The organism is Solitalea lacus (assembly GCF_022014595.1).
Lineage (GTDB): Bacteria > Bacteroidota > Bacteroidia > Sphingobacteriales > Sphingobacteriaceae > Solitalea > Solitalea lacus.
Genome location: NZ_CP091740.1, coordinates 2,455,422 through 2,479,839, shown reverse-complemented (window position 1 = coordinate 2,479,839; position 24,418 = coordinate 2,455,422). Strand labels below are relative to the sequence as shown.

Below are 24,418 nucleotides of genomic sequence, written 5' to 3'. Positions count from 1 at the left end.
TGTTAAAGTTGAAACTTTAAACTGTTAGTAAAAGTATAAGTAGATAGAAAACCAAACACATTGCATTTAAACCAACTAAAAACCGATCAAAATGTTTGCTTTTATTGTATGTTTACTTATCGCGGTCCTGGTAAGTATTACAATGTCGACCTGCATTATTATGGTAACTGTCGACGCTTATAAAAATAAGGTTTCGAACATGTTTTTTTGGGTATTATTATCGATTTTTTTGCCAGTAATCGGCACTTACATTTATTTCTCAATGCGGAAAGGAAAACATCAAAAAAATAAAGAAAAACTCCTTTTTAGTTAAATGCGGATGCATTGTTTTGAAGGATTAAACTTTTGTTTACTGACCAACAACAGAAATGGAAAGTTTATCGTTCACCTTCACTTAATGCAATATGTGCTGTTTTTTTCGCATGGTACAGAGGAGCTAGTTTAAGTAGGTTGAAACAAGAATCCCCCGCTATATAACGGGGGATTTCTTGATTTGGTTGAGATTGAGAAAAGTTATTCTGAAAAACGTAAATATTGTAAAACAAAAGCCTCCTTTAGAGGCTTCTGCTGTATTTAAGCAACTGTATTAATAGCCTTCATAGCTGTCATTGCCTGACGTAAGAAGTCTCCAACTGCTTCAATTTGATGTGAACGAATAGTTTTATTTACGGCAATTAACTGTTTGTTATCCACTCCATTATCTTTGCCATCGTTATAGTTATTACCAATAATATCTGTTTCAACTGTTTTCATGTAATCAGCCAATAAAGGTTTGCAAGCATGATCAAACAAGTAACATCCATATTCAGCAGTATCAGAAATTACACGGTTCATTTCAAATAGCTTTTTACGGGCAATAGTATTGGCAATTAATGGAGTTTCATGCAATGATTCGTAATATGCCGATTCAGGTTTAATACCTGCTTCAACCATAGTTTCAAAAGCTAATTCAACACCAGCTCTAACCATAGCAACCATTAACAAACCATTATCGAAAAACTCCTGCTCGGTAATTTTTACATCGGATGGAGTAGTTTTTTCAAAAGAAGTTTCACCGGTGGCAGCTCTCCAAGTCAATAATTTAATATCGTTATTAGCCCAGTCTTCCATCATGGTTGATGAAAATACGCCACTCATAATGTCGTCTTGATGTTTTTGGAACAAGGGACGCATGATGGATTTTAACTCTTCCGAAACCTCAAAAGCTTTGATCTTAGCAGGATTTGAAAGACGATCCATCATAGCAGTAATACCACCTTGCTTTAAGGCTTCGGTAATTACTTCCCAACCATATTGAATTAGTTTTGCAGCATAACCACCATCTATTCCTTTCTCAATCATTTTATCAAAACAAAGGATTGAACCAGTCTGCAATAAACCGCATAAAATTGTTTGTTCTCCCATAAGATCCGATTTTACTTCGGCAACAAATGATGACTTTAAAACACCAGCTTTATGGCCACCTGTTCCAACTGCGTATGCTTTTGCTTGAGCCCAACCTTTACCTTCCGGATCATTTTCAGGGTGAACTGCAATTAGGGTTGGTACACCAAAACCCCTCTTATATTCTTCACGCACCTCTGTTCCCGGACACTTGGGAGCAACCATAATTACCGTGATATCTTTACGGATTTTAATTCCTTCCTCAACAATGTTAAAGCCGTGTGAATAAGATAATGTAGCTCCTTTTTTCATTAAAGGCATAACTGCCGAAACCACCGCCGTGTGCTGTTTATCAGGGGTTAAATTAATTACAACATCGGCTGTCGGAATTAATTCTTCATAAGTACCTACAACAAATCCATTTTCTGTGGCGCTTTTCCATGATTGGCGCTTAGCATCAATAGCTTCTTGACGTAAAGCATAAGATACGTTTAACCCTGAATCTCTTAAGTTTAGACCTTGGTTAAGTCCTTGAGCTCCACAGCCAACGATTACAATTTTTTTACCTTTTAATACTTCTACCCCGTCAGCAAAATGATTGTTGTCTAAAAACTCACATACCCCCAATTGGTTTAATTTCTCTCTTAATGAAAGTGTATTGAAATAATTAGTTCTTGATTCCTCTAGTGTTGCAATTTCTTCTGCCGTATCTGCAAAATTGATTTCAGCCATTTTAGTTCTCGTTATTTAGTTAATAGATTGTTTTTTTGTCTCTTAACAGCTCAATACTGTTCTTATTAAACGAATATTCTTTCGTATTCAGTTAATTCTTCTGCATGGTATAGTTCATGCGCCTGCTTACGTTGCTTATGAATAGCAATACGACCTGAATGCACAAACTCTAATAGCCCAAAAGGCTTTAATAAGTCGTAAAACTTCATTAAGTCTTCAATGGTACCAGTTTTTTCTAATGCAGCAAACCCTGGCTCCATATACATTACCCTTGCGCCATGCTCATTGGCCAAATTAACTATCGGGGTTAATTTGATTGATTCCTCAGTATTTACTTTATAAATAGCCACCTCACTAAAGATCATATTGTCTGCATCGTATGCATAGGCAATCAGCACCTCAATAACTTTATTGATTTGTTGTACGAGCTTTTTACTCATATCTTCAGTACAGCGCACTACAATTGTAAAGCGCGAAATTCCCTTCTTTTCTGTTTCGGAAACTGTTAAGCTTTCAATGTTAATACGGCGACGAGTAAAAATGATCGTTAACCGGTTTAATAAACCGATATTGTTCTCCGTAAAAACTGATATGGTATATAATTTTTCCATACACCCGCCCCTTTTGGGTATTTAGTTGATTATTAATTAAACTGAAAATTCAAATTATTAAACCTTTCTTAGGCTGGTTATTCCAATCTTACCTCCGCAACACTTGCTCCGGTTGCTACCATTGGAAATACGTTTACTTCTTTTTCAACCACTACTTCCAATAAGTAAGGCTCTTGAGATGCAATCATTTCTTCAACAGCATTATCAAGTTCACTTCTATCAGTAATTTTGCGTGCTTTTACACCAAAACCTTCAGTAATTTTAATGAAATCAGGATTCTGGAGTTCAACAAACGAGTATCTGTGGTCAAAAAACATTTCTTGCCATTGACGAACCATTCCCAAGAAGTTGTTATTTAAGATTACGATTTTAACCGGAAGCTTATTCTGGGCAATTGTTCCTAATTCCTGAATAGTCATTTGGAAACATCCATCTCCAATAACAGCTACCACTTCTCGTTCAGGAGCGGCTACTTTGGCTCCAAATGCAGCCGGAAGCGCAAAGCCCATTGTTCCTAGCCCACCCGATGAAATAAACGAGTTGGTTCTTTCAAATTTATAGTAACGAGCCGCCATCATTTGATGCTGACCAACATCAGCAATTAGTGCTGCTTGACCCTTTGTTTTTTCAGAAATCTTATTGATTACCTCCCCCATTCGTAAACCACCTTCAGTTGGGTAAATCTCATTCTGAATTACTTTTTCATATTCCTTTAGTTCACATTCCTTAAATTGGTTAAGCCATTCTGAATGTTCGTTTTTGCAAATCAATGGCAGCAATACTTGTAAAGCTTCTTTAGCATCGGCATTAATTGAAACAGCTGTTTTTACATTTTTATTAATTTCTGCCGGATCAACTTCAATATGAATTACTTTTGCCTGCTTTGCATAACGGTTTAAGTCGCCTGTAACTCGATCGTCAAATCGCATGCCCACGGCAATAATCACATCGGCCTGGTTAGTCAACAGGTTGGGGCCATAATTACCATGCATTCCCAACATACCCACATATAATGGATGCGCTACAGGAAAAGCAGAAAGTCCGTGTAAAGTACTCGCCACAGGAATTCCAGCCTTATTTACCAATTCATGAATTTCATTTTCTGATTTCGAAATCAAAACACCCTGACCAATAAATATGAAAGGTTTATTAGCAGAATTAATTAACTCTGCCGCCTTTTCAATCTGCTCATATGTATAATTAGACTTAGGGCGATAACCTCTTACGCTATTACACTTTACATTTACAAATTCTTTAGAAAGGTTTTCGAACTGTGCATTTTTGGTTATATCAATTAAAACAGGTCCAGGGCGACCACTTTTGGCTATGTAAAAAGCCTTGGCGATAATTTCAGGAATTTCATCCGCTGAGGTAACCTGATAATTCCACTTTGTAATTGGCATAGTCATACCCATTACGTCAGCTTCTTGAAAAGCATCAGTTCCCAATAATGATTTAGCTACTTGACCAACAATACAAACCATTGGTACGCTATCCATCATGGCATCGGTAATTGGGGTAATAAGATTGGTAGCTCCAGGTCCTGAAGTTACCAGACAAACACCAACTTTACCAGAAATTCTAGCATATCCTTCTGCTGCGTGTCCGGCACCTTGTTCATGACGCACTAAAATGTGATTCAATTTATCGCGATAATCATACAATGCATCATATACTGGCATAATTGCGCCACCAGGATAGCCAAAGATGGTATCAACCCCTTCAGCAACTAATGACATCATTAATGCTTCAGAACCATTTATCTGACGATTTTCTTTCATGATGGTATTTACCTTTATAGTATCGTTTTGTATTGTTGAATTCATATTGTTTATTTGAAGAGCTTACACAGATTTATGTAAAAACCTGTGTAAGCAATTTTATATTATAACTCGTCTGTTACGCACCCTTCAGATGCAGAAGAAACATTTTTGATGTACTTTGCAAGAGTACCTTTTGTTGCCCTCCATGCCGGTTGTTGCCAAGCAGCTTTTCGGTTGATAATTTCAGTATCACTCAAATTAACATTTAACACACGATTTTGGGCATCTATAGTGATTACATCACCATCTTTTACTAAACCAATTAAGCCTCCGTTTTGAGCTTCAGGTGTAATATGACCAACCACAAAACCATGCGTTCCACCAGAAAAACGACCGTCAGTAATTAAAGCAACATCTTTCCCTAAACCTGCTCCCATAATTAATGACGTTGGTTTAAGCATTTCTGGCATTCCAGGAGCTCCTTTAGGCCCTTGGAAGCGAATTACTATTACATCACCTTTCTGGATTTTTCCACTTAGCACTGCATCGTTAAATTCGAACTCAGTATCAAATACTTTCGCAGGTCCTGAGAACTTTAGCCCTTCTTTGCCAGTAATTTTTGCTACAGAACCTTCTTCGGCTAAGTTTCCATAAAGGATTTGCAAGTGCCCTGTTGACTTAATTGGCGTTTCAACCGGTACTATTACTTTTTGTTCTACAGATAATTCAGGTACTTCTGCAAGGTTTTCTGCAACTGTTTTTCCTGTAACAGTTAAACAATCACCATGTAAAAAGCCTTTGCTCAATAAGTATTTCATTACAGCCGGCGTTCCACCTATTTTATGAACATCCTCCATTAGGTATTTACCGCTTGGCTTTAAGTCAGCGATAAACGGAGTTTTATCTGAAATACGTTGGAAATCATCAATTGTTAATGGCACACCAACTGCTTTTGCCATAGCAATAAGGTGCAATACTGCATTTGTTGATCCACCCAAGGCCATAACCATAGTCATAGCATTTTCAAAGGCTTTGCGGGTCATGATATCCTTTGGAAGAATATTCTTTTCTAAAAGCAAACGAATCGCTTTTCCTGCATTCTTACATTCTTCTTGTTTTTCTTTGCTTGTGGCCGGATTTGATGAGCTGTAAGGTAAGCTCATTCCTAATGCTTCAATTGCTGAAGACATTGTATTGGCTGTGTACATACCGCCACAAGCTCCCGAACCAGGACAAGCATTTTTTATAACTTCCTTAAATTCTTCAGGAGTAATATTGCCTGCTATTTTTTGACCCAATGCTTCAAAAGCCGAAACAACATCTAATTCTTTCCCGTTATGATGGCCAGCATTAATTGTACCTCCATAAACCATTATTGAAGGACGATTCAAACGCCCCATGGCAATTAATGCACCAGGCATATTTTTATCACAGCCCATAACAGTAATTACTGCATCATACCACATAGCTGAAACTACAGTCTCAATACTATCGGCAATTATTTCGCGCGATTGAAGTGAGTAACGCATCCCATCAGTTCCCATTGAAATACCATCACTAACACCGATGGTATTAAAAATGAGTCCAACCATCTCATTTTCAGTAACGCCATGCTTAATTACTCGTGCTAAATCATTTAAGTGCATGTTACAGGTGTTACCCTCGTAACCAGCACTTGCTATACCCACCTGGGCTTTGTTCATGTCATCATCTGTTAGTCCAATGCCGTGAAGCATAGCTTGAGCTGCAGGTTGAGTAGCATCCTGAGTTAATGTCGCACTATATCTATTTAAGTTGTTCATTTGTAAAATTTAATCCTAAGGTAAGTTTTTTTGATATTTTGCTAATTAATCATCGTTTTTCTTTACGATGTTCAATTTATATAATGTATCCTTTGTATTCTTTTAAAGTGACTCGTTTTCTGTATTTTACACTTATTTCATAACCAATTGTATCTTCCCATTTTTTACGAAATCCTCTTCCATCAATACTTTCAATTCCGGCTACTTCTGCTGCGGTTCCAGTTGAAAATGCACCATCAATGTCAAGTAACTCTTCTGGCTTAATATTCTTTTCAACTACTGTATATCCTAAATCTCTAGCGATATCAATCACCGTAGAGCGAGTAATTCCTGGGAAAATATTTCCGAGGTCCGGAGTATAAATCACATTATCCTTTTCAAAAAAGAAGTTTGATGCAGCACATTGAGCAACAAAACCATTTTGGTCTAATAATAGGGCCTCATCGAACCCTTTTGATTTAGCCTCTCGGGTAGCAAGAACAGCATTTACATATTGTCCGCTCACTTTGGTATCAACATGAAATGCTGAAGGACTAATACGACTATATGATGACGTCATCAATTTGGTTTGCTTATCTCCATAATACACTGCCCAACTAAATGAACCAATAAAAATATTATGGACATTACTTGGGGTAAGCGACAAATTATCACCAGCAAATATTAACGGACGGATGTATGCGTTTTTTAGATGATTTCGTCTGATTAGCTCATATGAAATGTCTGTAAGTTCTTCAACTGAATAGTTTAACTTGAAATGTAATTTATCACACGAATAGTGTAATCGTTTGAAATGTTCAATTGGCTTGAAAATACGTGTTCCCTCATCCGTTTCGTAGGCACGTATACCTTCAAAGGCACTATTACCGTAGTGAAATGATTGACTATAAGGGCTTAATAGAACTTCGTTTGCTTTTACATATTTGCCGTTGTAAAACACAATGGAATTTTCATTTGAATACATACGTTATACTATAAGGTTAAAAGATAAAATGCTTTGTGGCGAATATTTTATGCCAATTAACTTGACCTGACTTAAATAATTAATTAAACAAGATACTTTCTGAGCATTTCGTGCTCGTTGACGTTGATGTAATTAATATTATTCTGTTTCAGTCGGTAAAGCAACGGTTCCAAGTCTATTCTTTTTGCCAGCTCAATTCCGACCAATGCCGGCCCAAATTCCTTGTTCGTTTTCTTCAGGTATTGAAAATGCACAATGTCATCATTTGGCCCTAATGCATCATTTAAAAAATTACGAAGTTCACCCGGCTTTTGAGCAAATTCAACAATAAAGTAATGTTTAAGACCCTCATAGATTAAGCTGCGCTCAATTACCTCTGGATAACGGGCAATATCATTATTGCCTCCACTGATTACACATACAACTTTTTTGCCTTTTAAATGACGCCCAATTTTATCTAAGGCGGCCACAGAAAGTGCTCCTGCAGGTTCTGCGATGATACCCTCATTTTGATACAACTCAATCATTGTTGTACAAACTTTGCCTTCTTCAACAGTAATGCATTCATCAACATTTTCGGTTATAAGCTGATAAGTGAGGTCGCCAATTTGCTTTACTGCAGCTCCATCAATGAATGTATCAATGGAATCCAAACTAATGGGTTTACCGGCTTTCGAAGCTGCAATCATTTTTGGAGCACCGGCTGGATCGATTCCAAATATTTTTACTTCAGGTTTATTTTCTTTGTAGAATGAGGATACTCCGGATGCTAATCCGCCACCGCCAATTGGGAGTACTAATACTTCTGCATCAGGCAGTTCATTATAAATTTCCTTTGCTACAGTAGCCTGACCAACTATTGTATTCCAATCGTCGAATGGATGAATAAAGGCTAGTAAATTTAATTCGGAAAATCGCTTTGAAGCTGCATATGCTTCGTCATAAGTGGTTCCTGTAAGTACAATGTTTATCCAGTCGCCACCAAAGCTTTTTACTTTCTCAATTTTCTGACGTGGAGTAACCTGGGGCATAAAGATATGCGCTTTAATTTTCAGTTTATTACAACTTAGAGCAACTCCTTGTGCATGATTACCGGCACTCGCGCAAACCACTCCACGTTCACGCTGCATTGCATCAAGATTAATTATGTTATTGTACGCACCCCTGATTTTATACGAACGTACAGGTTGCATATCTTCACGTTTAAAATAAAGCTTGCAGTTATATTTTTCAGATAAACGTGAGCAAAATTGAAGAGGTGTTTTTACTGCAACACCGTTAAGCTTTTCGGCGGCTAGTAAAACCTGATCTGTTAAATTGGCGGTTGTTGTTTGCATAATATCTTTTATTAAGCAAAAGAGCCGCTCCCTGGTAGGGAAGCGGCTCTTTTTTATGTTTGTGTTTGTTTTACATTTTTGAGTGCACTACTTCCCTGTCATGTGTGAATAATCACCACGATAATAATAATGACAGTAATAATAGTGCTAAGAGTTCTCATTTGTTGATCTATATAGCGAATGTATTGTGATAATTTTAAAAAAGCAAATTTAAGTTTAAAGAAATAATAAATCTTTTACGACGTCCATCGGATTAATAGGTATCATTATAGTAGTAAGGACGGCGCTTGCTAAGCTTCAAATCCTGCAAAATAGATGATCTGACACGTAAATCAATATTATAACTTTTATAAGCGCCAAACGGTATCCAATAGATTGATAAGTCCCAGCAATGCAAATCACGAACAATTCCTAAGCTGGTTTGAGATAATGATTTATTGGTGAAATCATAACCCGTCATACCATTGATTTTCCATTTCTGAGTTAGACTAAAATCGCCATTGATGTTAACAATTTGTGATACAGAGCTTGTATTACCTTGATTAAAGTAGCTAAGCGAGTAATTTACTCCCAAATTCCAAGGAATGTTAAAGTCTATAAATTCATTTGGGTTAGGGTCGATTAAATACAAATCACGTCGTTGCTGAGGAGTTAATGCAGGTCGATTTTTTGATTTTGAGTTAAAATTAGCACTTAAACCTATACTTGCACTGGTTACACGCACCAAAGGCCCTCCATTGGCAATGGAATAACGGTCAATATCTCGCCCTAATGAATCTGTTGCGTATGGGTTAAAAACGGCTGAAAAGTTTAAGTTAACAGTTTTAAACAGGTTAGTGAAACCAGACATATTAATGGGGGCCAACCTAAAGTGCTCCGCTGCAAAATTATAGCTACTCGAAAAGCTTAAGTCGTTCAAAATAGAAATTTTTTTCTCACCATTAATCGTATCTTTCTTTGACCGGACCTTCATTTCAATATTATTGCTCAAACTAAAACTTAAAGCACTTGATTTACCTGTTCCCGGTCCCCCTGTTTCAAATACGGAGTATTGCACAGGATTTCCTGCTGTATCAGTATAGGTTTTGTAATAACCATACTTAGGGTCAGAAAAGTCAGGACGATAGCTATACCCTACCGATGGCCTTAAGGTATGTCTAATTGCTTTCACACCTCCCTTTTTAAACTGCTTTATTCCGTATAAAGTAGTTGAGGCTGAAACAGAAAAACTATATTCCCTTGCTGCTTTAAAACCATTATTATAAGTTGTAATAGGTTTATTTGTTACAGAGTCAACGGTTTTTGTTATGGTTTTAAAGTACCAATTCTCAGTGTACGGTATACTAGGACTGATGTTTATATATTTAAGTACATTGAAATTGGTTTGCAATGAACTCGTATGTGTAATACGGGTTTTAATCTGATCTGCAATCCCCGATTTAAACAATAGACTGTCATAAGTTTGCAAATTGTTATCAAACTGGAGGTTGTAATTTAATCCCAACTTATGATACCAACGTTGAGGACCTATCCTTTTCTTAGAATCAAATGGAGTAATCCGGGCAACGCTAAAGTTCAGGTTAGGTAAGCTTATATAAACAGATCCTGAATTTAGTTCCTGACTGGTTGTTAAACTCGTAGTTAGGTTAAACGGTGTGCCAAGCCATGTTTTGGAATAAGCAATTGATGATCCGATAGTATTATTGAAACGGTTCGGCAGAGGAACAAAACTTCCCGTATTTTGATAAAAGCTGGTAGTTCCGGCATTTACAGATGCCGAAAAGTTAGACCCGGTTCCTTGCCGGCTCTGCGAGTGCGACCATAAAATCCTAAAATCCTTGGTATTTGAGTAGCCAGCGGTCCCTTCCTCTCCAAAAATTTGATTGGAATAAGTAAAATTCAGATTTCCTGTATACTTGTATCGAACCAAATAACGTGATGATAATCCCAAATCATAACTTCCATTTGTGAAAATACTCCCTTTTAGGGCCATATCCATGTTATCGGTTAGGCCTAAATAATACCCTATATCTCTTAGGAAAAAGCCTTTTTGAGCATCTTCTCCAACTGACGGAAAAATCAATCCGTTAGCCCTTTTTGATGTTTTAGGAAAAAAACCAAATGGTAATACTAAAGGAGTTGGAATATCTTCGATAAACAAGTAAGCCGGCCCTGTTACTACCCTGTTTTTCATTACTTTGGCTTTGGTTATTTGAATTCCAAAGTGCATATGACTGGGGTCGTTACATGTTGTATAGACACCACCTTTTAAAAATCCTTCCTGTTTTTCATTTAATTTCATTTGGCCGCCTCTGATAAATCCTTCCCCTTCCTTGCTCACGCCAGACCAAACTTTTGCCTTTTTGGATTTAAAATTATAAGCCAAACTATCGGCAATTAAATCACTTCCTTGACCGGATATAAATGGACGACCTGTATATAAATTTGCTGAATCCTTTATACCTTTTGCATAAACCTCCATCGTGTTTTGGTTTATACGCATAAAGTCAGCTTTAAGAGTTATTCCTTCATAGGTGACAACAGCATCTTTATATAAATACAGAAACTTTCCATCTAAGTCAGTAATAATAGAGTCCTTAGCCGTGTAATCAACTTTAGACTTTATTGCATTACTACTTTTATGACGTTTTATACCTTTCTTAGTAACTGTATCAATTTTAATTGTATCAATTTTGTTGGTTTTAACTTTTACGGTGTCTTTCGCCAGGTTTGATTTTGGTAGAAATAGCAAAAAATCCCTATCATAAGCTTTTGAAGTAGAACTAAAAACGCTTAAAATTGATAGAAACAAGAAGACAGCAAAGGTTTGTAAAAAATGCTTATCTGATAATTTCAAAATATTTAAAAATATTTAATTGAATATTATTTTTGCGATTATGGAATTTAATAGCACCCCAAAGTTAAAGAAATTTAGAGCAGAGAGAATAGTTTTTAACACTTTGGCTCTTTCATTTTTTTTCATCAGTTTATCTTCTTTTAACTTACAAACTAATAATGAGAGTATTAAATTTAAAGAAAGATCAAATTATAAATTTAAAACTGTAGTTATTGATGCGGGGCATGGAGGTAAAGATATTGGCGCAAACAGAGGGTGGGCAGTTGAAAAGAATATTTCTCTTTCAATTGCGTTAAAATTGGGTGATCAAATTCGTGAGGCCTTCCCTGATGTAAAAGTTGTGTTTACACGTAAGGATGATACTTTTGTTGAATTAGATGAACGGGCAAGTATTGCTAATAAGAACAAAGCTGATTTGTTTATATCAATACACTGCAACTCAAACAACAGTAGTTCTCCATATGGAACAGAAACATACGTATTAGGATTACACCGTACGAAAGATAACTTAGAGGTTGCTAAACGTGAGAACTCGGTTATTTTACTAGAGGATAACTACAAAAAGAAATACGAAGGTTTTGATCCGAACTCTCCAGAATCATATATTATCTTTTCTCTTTATCAGAATAAAAACCTCGACAAAAGCTTATCCATTGCAGCCAAAATTGAAGATGAATTTAGTGAAAATGATAACAGGTATAGTCGTGGCGTGAAACAAGCTGGATTTGTTGTGTTGGTTAGAACCAATATGCCTTCAATATTAGTTGAAACTGGTTTCGTTTCTAACCGTGAAGAAGGAAAATACCTTGCAAGCACAGATGGACAGGAAGAAGTTGCATCTTCAATATTTAGAGCATTTAAATCATATAAAAAAGAGCTAGAAATAGCTAATTAACTTGATTGATTACCAATACGATAAATACTGTCATTTTAAAACCTTTGATAATTATACAATCGACAATCATTATCATTGTATAATTGAACGAAGGTTTTTCTTATTTTTGCCACCTAAGAGTTAAGGGAAATTAACCCATGTTAGCTATTGGTTAATTATAAATAACTATCTATTATAGAGTTAGGTAGTGCTTATCTCTATCTATTTTTAAACGAGTCTGATGAAAATAGCAAACGAAACAAAGATTGGAATTTTAACGGCTTTGGCCATTACTTGCCTTATTTTAGGTTATAATTATTTAAAGGGTAACGACGTTTTCTCGAATACACGTAAATTTTATGCTGTTTATGACAGAGTGGAGGGATTAACCGTCTCTCGTCCTGTATTGGTAAACGGATATCAGATTGGTCGCGTGGCTCGTTTAGACCTTTTACCTAATCATAAAATAAGAGCCCGTTTTGATATTTCCGAAAAGTTAGAATTTCCAAAAAACTCAATTGCTGAGATTCAAAGTCCTGATTTGCTTAGTGGAAAAGTAATTGTTTTTAAGTTGGGTAATTCTACAGAAATAGCAGAAGAAGGATTTGAATTTGCCTCAGGAATTGAATCTTCACTGATAACATCGCTAAATCCGGTAAAGGATAAAGCAACCGATGCCCTTGTTAAAATTGATTCGGTATTAACTGCTGTAAATAATATACTTAACCCAGAATTTCAGAAAAGTGTTCAAAAAAGCTTTAAGAGTGTTGAAGTTACCATGAAAAATCTGGAAGGAACCACCGTTAAGTTTAATACGAGTGCAGAAAGGTTAAATAATATTATGGCTAATGTTGAGTCAATTACTCAAAATCTAAATAATAATAACGATAAGATCAGTAGAGTTTTAGCCAACATAGATAACATTACTGATCAAGTTGCTAAAGCAAATATTCATGAAACTTTGTTGAATACGAGTAAAACTATGGCTACGGTTAGTGCTATAATGACTAAAATTCAGAAAGGTGAAGGTTCAATAGGGTTGTTATTAAACGATAATCAGTTATATAATAACTTAAATAAAACAGCCGCTGACTTGGATAAACTGATGGTTGATTTCAGACTTAATCCTAAACGTTATGTTCATTTTTCAATGTTTGGTAAAAAGCCATCACAATACACCACTCCCGATACAGTTGTAATTAAGAATTAACTATATTTTATTTTCTGTAAAAAGGTTCGTTCCCATTTAAGGAATGAACCTTTTTTCTTTTGAAATACTGTTTTAAATAAACTAAAAATTTTAGTTTTTTAAGTTGATTTTAATACTTTTGGCTAAATCAAAAATTAATGATGCAGAATCCAAATCTTGATCCCAACGCAGAACGATTGACTCCAACAGAAAAGGAAATTGAAAAAGTATTACGGCCCCAGGAGTTTGAAGACTTTACCGGTCAAGATAAGATATTGGAAAATCTTAGAATTTTTGTTAAAGCGGCAAAAAACAGAGGCGAGGCATTGGATCATGTGTTACTTCATGGCCCTCCCGGTTTAGGAAAAACTACTCTTTCATATATCATCGCTAATGAAATGGGGACCGGAATTAAAGTTACATCAGGTCCGGTATTAGATAAACCCGGTGACTTAGCAGGTTTATTGACGAATTTATCTGAAGGCGACATTCTTTTTATTGATGAAATTCATCGGTTAAGCCCGTTGGTTGAAGAGTACCTTTATTCAGCCATGGAGGACTATAAAATTGATATTATGCTTGAAACCGGTCCGAATGCTCGTTCCGTGCAAATATCATTGAATCCATTTACACTTGTTGGTGCGACTACTCGGTCTGGTTTATTAACGGCTCCCCTCCGGGCAAGGTTTGGAATTAACGCTCGCTTGGAATACTATGATGCTAAATTACTTACCTCAATTGTAATGCGATCAGCCGATATATTAAATACACCTATTTCAGAAGAAGGAGCCTATGAGATTGCACGTCGTAGCAGAGGAACTCCCCGTATAGCAAATGCACTGCTTCGTAGAACTCGTGATTTTGCGCAAGTAAAAGGTAATGGCTCTATCGATCCTGAAATTGCTCGTTATGCTTTAAATGCTTTAAATGTGGATGAACACGGTTTGGATGAAATGGACAATAAAATTCTATTGACCATAATAGACAAGTTTAAGGGGGGGCCGGTTGGATTAAAGACAATAGCGACAGCAGTTGGTGAAGATGAAGGCACTATCGAAGAAGTTTATGAGCCTTTTTTAATTCAAGAGGGGTATTTGATGCGCACTGCCCGTGGTAGAGAAGCTACAGAGATTGCTTATAAACACTTAAAGAAACTACACACTTCAAAGGGAAATACCCTGTTTTAATAGGTTTATCGAGTAGGAAGATAGGGATTATTTCCCTATCTGTCCTCTCACACCACCGTACGTACGGTTCTCGTATACGGCGGTTTGTTAAAATAACGACGGTTGCCCATCGGCTTGCCATTGACAATAATAATGCTGAAAACCCCAATAGCCTTTCTTTTTCCAGTAGCTGATATTCAGCGTTCTAAGTAAAATGGGGCTGTGTGCAACTCTGGCTGCACCTTTACTTGTGTTGCCCCACTGATAGGCCAATGATTTTCCTACTTCGAGTTTTATTAGGTTGGAGACTTTGGTTCGTATCCGTTTCCATCTCCTCCAGGTGTTGATTCGCAATCGGGTTCTTAACCATTCATCAAGTTTCTCCATTTTACTTCTCGCATTGGCGATTTTAAAGTAGTTTACCCAGCCTCTGATGATTTCATCGAGCTTTTTAAGCTTGTTTGCTTCTGGGCTGGGGTTACTTGATTGGGTTATCCTTTTACATTTCGCTTTCACCCTTTGGAAGGGCTGTTCTCCTATTCTAATCTGCCAGCCTTTCTTTGTTTTATAAAAGCTGAAGCCAAGCAGGTAGCTGTTGGAGGGTCGGCTGATTTTCGTCTTTACCCTGTTTACCTTTAGTAGTAGCTCCTTTTCTATGTATTCTATGATTCCGGCAGCTACTCTTTGGGCTGCTTTCTTACTTTGTACATAGATACTGCAATCATCGGCATAACGCACAAATTTATGTCCCCGCTTTACCAACTCCTTGTCCAGCTCATTTAAAATGATGTTGGAAAGCAATGGGCTTAGCGGGCTACCTTGAGGGGTACCTTCGCTGCGAGGGCTTAGCACTCCGCCTTCCATTATGCCGCTTTTCAGGTAAAGGCTGACTAGTTTTAGGGTGCGTTTGTCCGCAATCTTCTTACTTAGTAAACCCAGTAGTTGCTGGTGGTTTACCTTGTCGAAGAATTTCTCCAAATCCAGCTCTATTATCCATTCCCGGCCTGTGTTAAGGTACTTTTGGGCAGTCATTACTGCCTTATGGGCATTCTTACCAGGCCTGAAACCAAAGCTGTTTTCGTTAAATTCCTGTTCGTACTGCGGAATTAGCCATTGGGAGACCGCTTGTTGCAGCATCCTGTCCACTACACAAGGAATTCCTAGCATCCTTTTGCCACCCTGTGGTTTGCGTATTTCTACTTTCCGCACGGGTTGTGGCTCATAAGTGCCTTGGAGTATACTTTTCAGTAGGGCTTGATAGTGGGCATTTACATAGGGGCGAAGTTCATCGCTCTGCAGATGGTCAATACCCGCTGCCCCTTGGTTGCGTTCTACGGCAACAAGGGCTCTTTCAAGGTTCCTTCTGTCGAATATTCTCTCTAGCATTACTTTAACCGATAGCGCATTCGGGCAATTCCGTCAGTTTCTTTCATTTTCTGCTAAGCTCCTTCTGCAGTCTACTTTCGGTTTCCGACCTTTCCTCATGCAGACAGTTCTCTTACGTGTTTCGGCTTTTTTTTTTTTTTCGCTTCAAATGATTTAGCTGTTTCCTTGCCAATTTTAACATTCAGCCCTTTTCCCAACATTACTTGGAATACTATGGCTTCTGCTGACTTCTGATAACACCAGTGCTTGCATCCCTGCAAGCTGTTTCCGCTTTAGGTTGCGCTTCTCCCGCTGCCAGATTGTTATCAGATCTCTCAGGGTAAGTCTAATCGCTTTCCTCTCATGTAGCCTCTGCATATACATTCATGGCATCTGTGTAGTGTGGGACTTTGATTTCTTTAGCAATCTTATCCTGCCATGACTGCCTCTTATACAGTTTCTGTTCGTAGGCTCGAGAGTTTGCCTTGGGCTTCCTTCTATGTTGTAAAGCAAGAGATCTGGAAGTTTTTTTAATGATTACCTTTGTGATATAAATCCGAAGAGGAAGTGGGCGCTGCTGGAGAGCAACTCACCAGCAATAGGATTTATGACGGTGAATATAGCTTTGAAGCCCCACAATGACAGGGGCTTTTTTGCTGTATTCATTGTCCTAAATGGCTAAAGAAAACTCTCTTGCCCTGAATCTTCAGACACACCTGTCTTTTCAATGAACTAAAAGCCTATAAAAACATCCTTCTATTAGCAGAACCGGTAAATCGGGCTGCAATGCCGTGTTTAATTTTTTATAGATAGTGAGCTGTAGCCTTCAGATAGCAGATACAGAATGACCAGCACTGCAGGAAGCGTGTTATCAGTCTCAGATTAAAAGGATGTTTTTATATGGCGTTTTAGTTTTATTTAACCACTGCACACTCATATTCTTGTTTGTTTATTAATACATACCTGATTCTGTTGAGTAATTTCCGGGCTATTCTTACGATGGCCTTATTCGGTTCCATTCGCCGGCAATACTCATGAAAACTTTTAGTCAGTGCCGGATCCAGGCGTGCGGCTACCCATGCACTTTCAATCAGGGCGCTGCGCAGCACGCTATGCCCCCGTCGGGTGATAGTACCGGCTAGTTCTTTTTCCCCACTTGAATGCGTCGAGGGGATGAGTCCTATAAAACTGCAGAGTTGATCCGTGTTTTTAAACCGGTTAATCGTCTCCAGCTCGGTTAATAAGGTCATGGCCGTTAATAATCCGATGCCAGGGATACTTCGCAGTAAAGCGATGGCTTCCTGGTAAGTACCTGTTTTTGATAGCTCTAGTAAATGCCGGGTGAGTTGCAATACAGAGGCTCTCAAATGTTTCGCTTCTAAAATCATGGCCTGCAGGGCCGTTTTACTACTCTGCTCAGCCATAGCGATGCTTTCCAGCCAATCAACAAAAGGTTTCGACCAGTGGGACTGTTTTTTGGTGAAGGGCGCAGGTAGTTCAATGCCATGAAAGTACAGGAACGATTTTACCCGGTTTTTATACCGGGCAAGGTCCTTGGTCAGTATGGACCGGGTGCGAACTAAACAACGGTCCTCTAGGGTTTTACTGGAAGGAACATAAATCGGGATTAAGGCGCCACTTCTTAATGAGTGTGCGATTTTACGGCTATCCCTGGAATCCTCTTTTTGCACTTTTTCTTTATCGGTGGTGGGAATATCGGCAGGATTGACCACGATGGAGTGAATGCCCAGAGCCTCCAAGCGGTTATGGATCCAGTAGCCGCAGAAGCCTGCTTCGTAGGCGGAATGATAGGTGCCGCCGGGGAAATTCTGCCGGAGATACTGGTGTAATACTTCGGGTTTAGGTGGCTGCGAAAAGGTTTTATGGGTGAGCAGTTCAGTCATAACGGTAACCTGCCAGCTTTTTAAGTGCACGTCAAAACCAACATAAATGTTTTGACCGCTAAAATCTAATTGATTAACTTGTGGTTGCATAAGTTCCAGTGTTATAAAATTTTAGGGGTTCTTTCTTAAATTTACATAACTTCCTGGAACTTATTCCTTTACAAACATACGGCCTTCAGATTCCTTCTCGCGAAGGACACCCTTGCCGTCGGCTAACACTTCCCACTACAAAGCGTGTTCGGGACTTGCACCCTAGAGCTATTAAACATGCCTGACGCACATCGAGTAGGAAGATAGGGATTATTTCCCTATCTGTCCTCTCACACCACCGTACGTACGGTTCTCGTATACGGCGGTTTGTTAAAATAACGACGGTTGCCCATCGGCTTGCCATTGACAATAATAATGCTGAAAACCCCAATAGCCTTTCTTTTTCCAGTAGCTGATATTCAGCGTTCTAAGTAAAATGGGGCTGTGTGCAACTCTGGCTGCACCTTTACTTGTGTTGCCCCACTGATAGGCCAATGATTTTCCTACTTCGAGTTTTATTAGGTTGGAGACTTTGGTTCGTATCCGTTTCCATCTCCTCCAGGTGTTGATTCGCAATCGGGTTCTTAACCATTCATCAAGTTTCTCCATTTTACTTCTCGCATTGGCGATTTTAAAGTAGTTTACCCAGCCTCTGATGATTTCATCGAGCTTTTTAAGCTTGTTTGCTTCTGGGCTGGGGTTACTTGATTGGGTTATCCTTTTACATTTTTCTTTCACCCTTTGGAAGGGCTGTTCTCCTATTCTAATCTGCCAGCCTTTCTTTGTTTTATAAAAGCTGAAGCCAAGCAGGTAGCTGTTGGAGGGTCGGCTGATTTTCGTCTTTACCCTGTTTACCTTTAGTAGTAGCTCCTTTTCTATGTATTCTATGATTCCGGCAGCTACTCTTTGGGCTGCTTTCTTACTTTGTACATAGATACTGCAATCATCGGCATAACGCACAAATTTATGTCCCCGCTTTACCAACTCCTTGTCCAGCTCATTTAAAATGATGTTGGAAAGCAATGGGCTTAGCGGGCTACCTTGAGGGGTACCTTCGCTGCGAGGGCTTAGCACTCCGCCTTCCATTATGCCGCTTTTCAGGTAAAGGCTGACTAGTTTTAGGGTGCGTTTGTCCGCAATCTTCTTACTTAGTAAACCCAGTAGTTGCTGGTGGTTTACCTTGTCGAAGAATTTCTCCAAATCCAGCTCTATTATCCATTCCCGGCCTGTGTTAAGGTACTTTTGGGCAGTCATTACTGCCTTATGGGCATTCTTACCCGGCCTGAAACCAAAGCTGTTTTCGTTAAATTCCTGTTCGTACTGCGGAATTAGCCATTGGGAGACCGCTTGTTGCAGCATCCTGTCCACTACACAAGGAATTCCTAGCATTCTTTTGCCACCCTGTGGTTTGCGTATTTCTACTTTCCGCACGGGTTGTGGCTCATAAGTGCCTTGGAGTATACTTTTCAGTAGGGCTTGATAGTGGGCATTTACATAGGGGCGAAGTTCATCGCTCTGCAGATGGTCAATACCCGCTGCCCCTTGGTTGCGTTCTACGGCAACAAGGGCTCTTTCAAGGTTCCTTCTGTCGAATATTCTCTCTAGCATTACTTTAACCGATAGCGCATTCGGGCAATTCCGTCAGTTTCTTTCATTTTCTGCTAAGCTCCTTCTGCATTCTACTTTCGGTTTCCGACCTTTCCTCATGCAGACAGTTCTCTTACGTGTTTCGGCTTTTTTTTTTTTTTTTCGCTTCAAATGATTTAGCTGTTTCCTTGCCAATTTTAACATTCAGCCCTTTTCCCAACATTACTTGGAATACTATGGCTTCTGCTGACTTCTGATAACACCAGTGCTTGCATCCCTGCAAGCTGTTTCCGCTTTAGGTTGCTTCTCCCGCTGCCAGATTGTTATCAGATCTCTCAGGGTAAGTCTAATCGCTTTCCTCTCATGTAGCCTCTGCATATACATTCATGGCATCTGTGTAGTGTGGGACTTTGATTTCTTTAGCAATCTTATCCTGCCATGACTGCCTCTTATACAGTTTCTGTTCGTAGGCTCGAGAGTTTGCCTTGGGCTTCCTTCAGATTCCTTCTCGCGAAGGACACCCTTGCCGTCGGCTAACACTTCCCACTACAAAGCGTGTTCGGGACTTGCACCCTAGAGCTATTAAACATGCCTGACGCACTAAAAATATAGGGTTACACTTTTTTGGTGTAACCCTATATTTTAGACGAATATCATTACTATTCGTTGTAAATTACATTTACTTTATTTCTTAGGTTATAGTTAGAAGCCATTACCTCTCCATAAGCACCTGCGGTTCTTATAGCTATAAGATCACCACGATTAGTATCTGGTAATTCAACAGCTTTGCCAAAACAATCAGTCGACTCACAAATAGGTCCTACAACATCATATTTCTTATTTTTGACATTGTGATCTTTGGATAAGTTTTCGATTTTGTGATATGCCTGATATAGTGCCGGACGCATCAGTTCTGTCATACCCGCATCTAAAATAGCAAAGTTGGTTACTTGGCCGTATTTCACAAACAAAACCCTTGAAATCAATGAACCACAATTGGCAACCAAAGCCCTGCCTAATTCAAAATGAACCTCCTGATTTGCACTTCTTTCCAGGAAGGAATCAAAAATTCTAAAATAGGTTTCAAAGTCAACAATGTTATTCGTATCCGGATTATAATAATCAACCCCTAAGCCACCGCCAACATTAATCACTTTAATATTGAAATGATGATTAGTAAACCAGTTAACGATTTCATTAACCTTTATGCAAAGGCTTTTGAATACGTTAAAATCTGTTATTTGTGAACCGATATGAAAATGCAATCCAATGCACTCGATGTTGCTTAAAATTTTAATCGCTGCAGCAACTTTTTCGAATTCCCACTGATTGATTCCAAATTTGTTTTCCTCTAATCCTGTAGTAATATACTTATGGGTATAAGCATTAACATTTGGATTAATCCGTAAAGCAACTTTGGCTGTTTTACCTTTTTGTAGTGCCAATTCATTTATAATCTCAAGCTCCTGAATTGATTCTACGTTAAAGCAAAAAATATCTTGATCTAGGGCGTAATTGATTTCAGGGTCCGACTTCCCTACACCGGCAAATACAACCTTATCATTTGTAAAACCACACTCAATTGCCTTCTTAACCTCGCCACCACTAACACAATCAGCTCCTATTTTAAAAGAGCGAATAGTATCTAATACCCGTGGATCAACATTTGCTTTCATTGCATAATGCACATGAAAATTATACTTTGAAGAAGCTGTGGAACAAGCCTCTAACGTTCTTCTTAGTAATGCCAAATCATAATAATAGAATGGCGTTTCTTGAGTACTAAATTTGTTTAGTTGTTCTTGTGAAAACATTTTGGTTTTTGGTTTATAAATCAGTTGTTGCGAACTGATTATAACTAATTAGTTTATTTCACTTAAGTATAAAGGATATTAGTTAAATAATCCTTCATGTAAATCTTGCAATGCAGAATTCTTAAAGCTTGAATCAACAATAATTGAAATGTTATTATTACTACCTCCGTAAGAAATCATACGCATTGGTACTTCTTTTAAGCTATTAATAACTTTCGCTGCATATCCGGTTTTCGAAGCAACAAAGTCTCCAACAATACAGATAATTGTCAGGTCTTTATCAACTTCAACAGAACCAAAATCTGCTAATTCAGCAACAATTTCTTTTAAGTTATCAGTTTTATCAATGGTCACCGATACAGCAACTTCTGAAGTTGTAATTACATCTATCGGGGTTTTATAGCGTTCAAATACTTCAAAGACCCTACGTAAAAATCCATAAGCCATTAACATACGGCTTGATTGAATTTTAACAGCTGTAATACCATCTTTTGCTGCCACAGCTTTAATCTCACCTTCACTACGCTGAGCATCAATTAAAGTTCCAGGTGCTGATGGTTCCATTGTATTTTTTAAACGAACGGGAATGCGGTATTTTTGAGCAGGCAGTACACTTTGCGGGTGTAAAATTTTAGCACCGAAATAGGCCAACTCGGCAGCTTCCTCAAAAGATAATCGGGCAATTGGGCGCGTGTTTTTTACAATACGTGGATCATTATTGTGCATTCCATCTATATCAGTCCAAATCTGAACCTCTTCACTAGTGATCCCAGCTCCAATTAACGAAGCTGTGTAATCACTGCCTCCACGTTTTAAATTGTCAATTTCACCGTATGGATTTCTGCAAATAAACCCTTGAGTGATAAATAAGTTAACATCAGGGTTAGCTTCGAGCATTGGCGTCAATTTTTCATTAATAAACGGTACAATTGGCTCAGCGTCTTCGTCTATCTTCATAAACTCCAATGCAGGTAATAAAACCGCATTAATACCAATTTGCTCCAAATAGATGGTAAATAAATTAGTAGAAATGAGCTCGCCTTGAGCTAAAATAGCACGCTCGTGAGCCGGAGTGAATGATGACTCGTTACCAAATGAATAAATGGTCTCAAAATGAGTTTCAATTACTTCATTACCCTTAGCATAATACTCTTGTTTGGGGAATAAATCCTGAATAAAAACTATGTACTTCGATTTTAAATTATCAATTAATGAAGTTGCCTTATTCTTATCAACCTTATATGCCTCACTAATTTCTACCAGGTTATTTGTTGTACCCGATACTGCTGATAATACAATGATCTGACGTTCATTCGGATTAATGATATCCATCAATTTGCGCATGCGCTCTGGACTACCAACTGAAGTTCCTCCAAATTTTAATACTTTCATTTTTGGGTGAATGATTTAAAATATTTATGTAATTGAGTTTAGAATTCTAATTAAAGTTTGTTACAGGCATTTACCTGTGCGGGGATTAATGAAATTTTAACATTAATGAATGCAATCCTTTATCTATTTATTAAAAGGAATTGTTTAAGTTCCGCTTAAATTTAAAATTTCGCCAAAATAACGATAATTTTTATAATGAATCATTAATTTAGCCGCGAAATTGAAAATTTATGATCAACATTAAATTTGGCACCGATGGATGGCGTGCCATTATAGCTCAGGAATTTACCGTAGAAAATGTAACCAGAGTAGCTTATGGTACAGCATTATGGCTCAAAGAACAGAACAATAAAGCTACAGTTGTTATTGGTAACGATCCACGCTTTGCTGGTAAGCTTTTTGCCGAAACCACAGCTAAAGTATTTGCCAATGCAGGTATTAAGGTGTTTCTTTCTTCGACAGACTTTGTGTCAACCCCTATGGTTTCATTAGGAACTGTATTGTTGAAAGCAGACTTAGGTGTTATCATTACAGCTAGTCACAACCCACCTGCTTACAGTGGTTATAAAATTAAAGCAGCATACGGCGGGCCGGCAACACCATCTTTGGTTGAAGAGGTTGAAAATCTTATTCCCGATAGAGTTCCATTAGAGTTATTGTCAATTGAAGAATATAAAAAGAAGGGACTGATTGAAGATATTAATCTTGAAGATTTATATATCAAGCATATTGAAGAGAATTTTGATTTAGATGCGATTCGCAATTCAGGGATGAACTTTGCTTACGATGCAATGTATGGAGCTGGCCAAAATGCAATGCGTCGCTTATTCCCTGAGGCTACTTTCTTGCATTGTGAGAATAATCCAGGTTTTGACGGACAAGCTCCTGAACCAATTCACAAGAATCTGCAAGAATTCTCTGAGATGATTAAACTAAGTGGTGATATTGATTCAGGTTTAGCTACTGATGGTGATGCAGATCGTATTGGTTTGTATAATGCTGAAGGTGAATTTGTAGATTCCCATCATATTATTTTATTGTTGATTCATTACCTGTATAAGTATAAAGGCTTAAATGGTGATGTAATTACTACGTTCTCTTGTACACAAAAAATTGCGGACTTATGCCGTGCTTATAATCTGCCTCACACTATTACCAAAATCGGCTTTAAATATATTTGTGACCTAATGGTAAACTCAGGCAAAAAGATACTTGCCGGTGGAGAAGAATCTGGAGGCATTGCAATTGCAGGTTACATACCTGAGCGTGATGGAATTTGGATTGGCTTAACAGTGTGGGAGTTCATGGCTAAAACTAAAAAATCACTTAATGATCTAATTCAAGAGATTTACGATTTGGTAGGTTCTTTTGCTGTTGAACGTTATGATTTACATTTAACTGAAGAGAAAAAACAAGCTATTATTACTGCTTGTAAAGAAAGAAAATATCAGTCATTTGGGTCATATAACGTACAAAACGTGGAGGATATGGATGGCTTTAAGTTCCATGTAGGCAATGGATCTTGGGTCATGGTTCGTCCTTCGGGAACTGAACCTGTTTTAAGGGTTTACTCTGAAGCTGCCACATCTGATGATGCATTTTCAATATTAGATGCCACCAAAGCGACTCTGTTAGCTTAAAACATATC

General features: G+C 38.0%; 16 protein-coding genes. 4 read left to right on the top strand and 12 right to left on the bottom strand.

The features are described from left to right. Positions 1–573: 573 nt before the first annotated feature. The 7 genes from ilvC to L2B55_RS10475 all read right to left on the bottom strand — a co-directional run bounded on the left by ilvC (position 574) and on the right by L2B55_RS10475 (position 11,449). The gene (gene ilvC, locus L2B55_RS10505) at positions 574–2,115 is read right to left on the bottom strand and encodes a ketol-acid reductoisomerase (protein WP_237845221.1); all 1,542 of its coding nucleotides are present in this window, start codon (positions 2,113–2,115) and stop codon (positions 574–576) included. 65 nt (positions 2,116–2,180) lie between these two features. After that, entirely contained in the window at positions 2,181–2,726 is a 546-nt protein-coding gene (gene ilvN / locus L2B55_RS10500) for an acetolactate synthase small subunit (protein ID WP_237845214.1), read from the bottom strand. A 77-nt stretch (positions 2,727–2,803) separates the two neighbouring features. Further along, the gene (gene ilvB, locus L2B55_RS10495) at positions 2,804–4,552 is read right to left on the bottom strand and encodes a biosynthetic-type acetolactate synthase large subunit (RefSeq protein ID WP_237845212.1); all 1,749 of its coding nucleotides are present in this window, start codon (positions 4,550–4,552) and stop codon (positions 2,804–2,806) included. A 59-nt stretch (positions 4,553–4,611) separates the two neighbouring features. Next, positions 4,612–6,291 (bottom strand): dihydroxy-acid dehydratase, encoded by a 1,680-nt coding sequence (gene ilvD / locus L2B55_RS10490; protein WP_237845201.1) that lies wholly within the window; start codon positions 6,289–6,291, stop codon positions 4,612–4,614. Positions 6,292–6,367: 76 nt separating this feature from the next. Further along, on the bottom strand, positions 6,368–7,255 hold the full coding sequence (ilvE, locus tag L2B55_RS10485; protein ID WP_237845198.1) for a branched-chain-amino-acid transaminase: 888 nt from the start codon (positions 7,253–7,255) through the stop codon (positions 6,368–6,370). 83 nt (positions 7,256–7,338) lie between these two features. Then, positions 7,339–8,592, bottom strand: a complete 1,254-nt coding sequence (gene ilvA / locus L2B55_RS10480; protein WP_237845196.1) for a threonine ammonia-lyase IlvA — start codon at positions 8,590–8,592, stop codon at positions 7,339–7,341. A gap of 253 nt (positions 8,593–8,845) precedes the next feature. Next, positions 8,846–11,449: a putative LPS assembly protein LptD gene (locus L2B55_RS10475; RefSeq protein ID WP_237845188.1), complete on the bottom strand. Its 2,604-nt coding sequence runs from the start codon at positions 11,447–11,449 to the stop codon at positions 8,846–8,848. Between the two features lie 19 nt (positions 11,450–11,468). Between L2B55_RS10475 and L2B55_RS10470 the strand changes: the two genes are divergently transcribed. From L2B55_RS10470 to ruvB, 3 genes are all read left to right on the top strand, one after another. Next, positions 11,469–12,344, top strand: coding sequence for an N-acetylmuramoyl-L-alanine amidase family protein (locus tag L2B55_RS10470; RefSeq protein WP_237845181.1), 876 nt, complete (start codon positions 11,469–11,471; stop codon positions 12,342–12,344). A 220-nt stretch (positions 12,345–12,564) separates the two neighbouring features. Continuing rightward, the gene (locus L2B55_RS10465) at positions 12,565–13,533 is read left to right on the top strand and encodes an MlaD family protein (protein WP_237845174.1); all 969 of its coding nucleotides are present in this window, start codon (positions 12,565–12,567) and stop codon (positions 13,531–13,533) included. A gap of 140 nt (positions 13,534–13,673) precedes the next feature. Continuing rightward, a complete protein-coding gene (gene ruvB, locus L2B55_RS10460; protein WP_237850285.1) occupies positions 13,674–14,699 on the top strand; it encodes a Holliday junction branch migration DNA helicase RuvB in 1,026 nt (341 codons plus the stop codon). Positions 14,700–14,786: 87 nt separating this feature from the next. Here ruvB and ltrA (L2B55_RS10455) read toward each other — a convergent pair whose 3' ends face one another. From ltrA (L2B55_RS10455) to L2B55_RS10435, 5 genes are all read right to left on the bottom strand, one after another. Continuing rightward, on the bottom strand, positions 14,787–16,064 hold the full coding sequence (gene ltrA / locus L2B55_RS10455) for a group II intron reverse transcriptase/maturase (protein WP_237845152.1): 1,278 nt from the start codon (positions 16,062–16,064) through the stop codon (positions 14,787–14,789). Positions 16,065–16,957: 893 nt separating this feature from the next. Further along, positions 16,958–18,037, bottom strand: coding sequence for an IS110 family RNA-guided transposase (locus L2B55_RS10450; RefSeq protein WP_237845150.1), 1,080 nt, complete (start codon positions 18,035–18,037; stop codon positions 16,958–16,960). A gap of 270 nt (positions 18,038–18,307) precedes the next feature. Beyond that, positions 18,308–19,585 (bottom strand): group II intron reverse transcriptase/maturase, encoded by a 1,278-nt coding sequence (ltrA, locus tag L2B55_RS10445; protein ID WP_237845111.1) that lies wholly within the window; start codon positions 19,583–19,585, stop codon positions 18,308–18,310. Positions 19,586–20,223: 638 nt separating this feature from the next. Then, positions 20,224–21,378 carry a diaminopimelate decarboxylase gene (lysA, locus tag L2B55_RS10440; protein WP_237845067.1) on the bottom strand — a complete coding sequence of 385 codons (1,155 nt, stop codon included), beginning with the start codon at positions 21,376–21,378 and terminating at the stop codon, positions 20,224–20,226. A gap of 78 nt (positions 21,379–21,456) precedes the next feature. Continuing rightward, complete coding sequence (locus L2B55_RS10435; protein WP_237845065.1) at positions 21,457–22,770, bottom strand: aspartate kinase; 1,314 nt, start codon at positions 22,768–22,770, stop codon at positions 21,457–21,459. A 230-nt stretch (positions 22,771–23,000) separates the two neighbouring features. On the opposite strand from L2B55_RS10435, the gene L2B55_RS10430 reads away from it, so the two are divergent. Continuing rightward, positions 23,001–24,410, top strand: a complete 1,410-nt coding sequence (locus L2B55_RS10430; protein ID WP_237845064.1) for a phosphohexomutase domain-containing protein — start codon at positions 23,001–23,003, stop codon at positions 24,408–24,410. Positions 24,411–24,418: the final 8 nt, after the last annotated feature.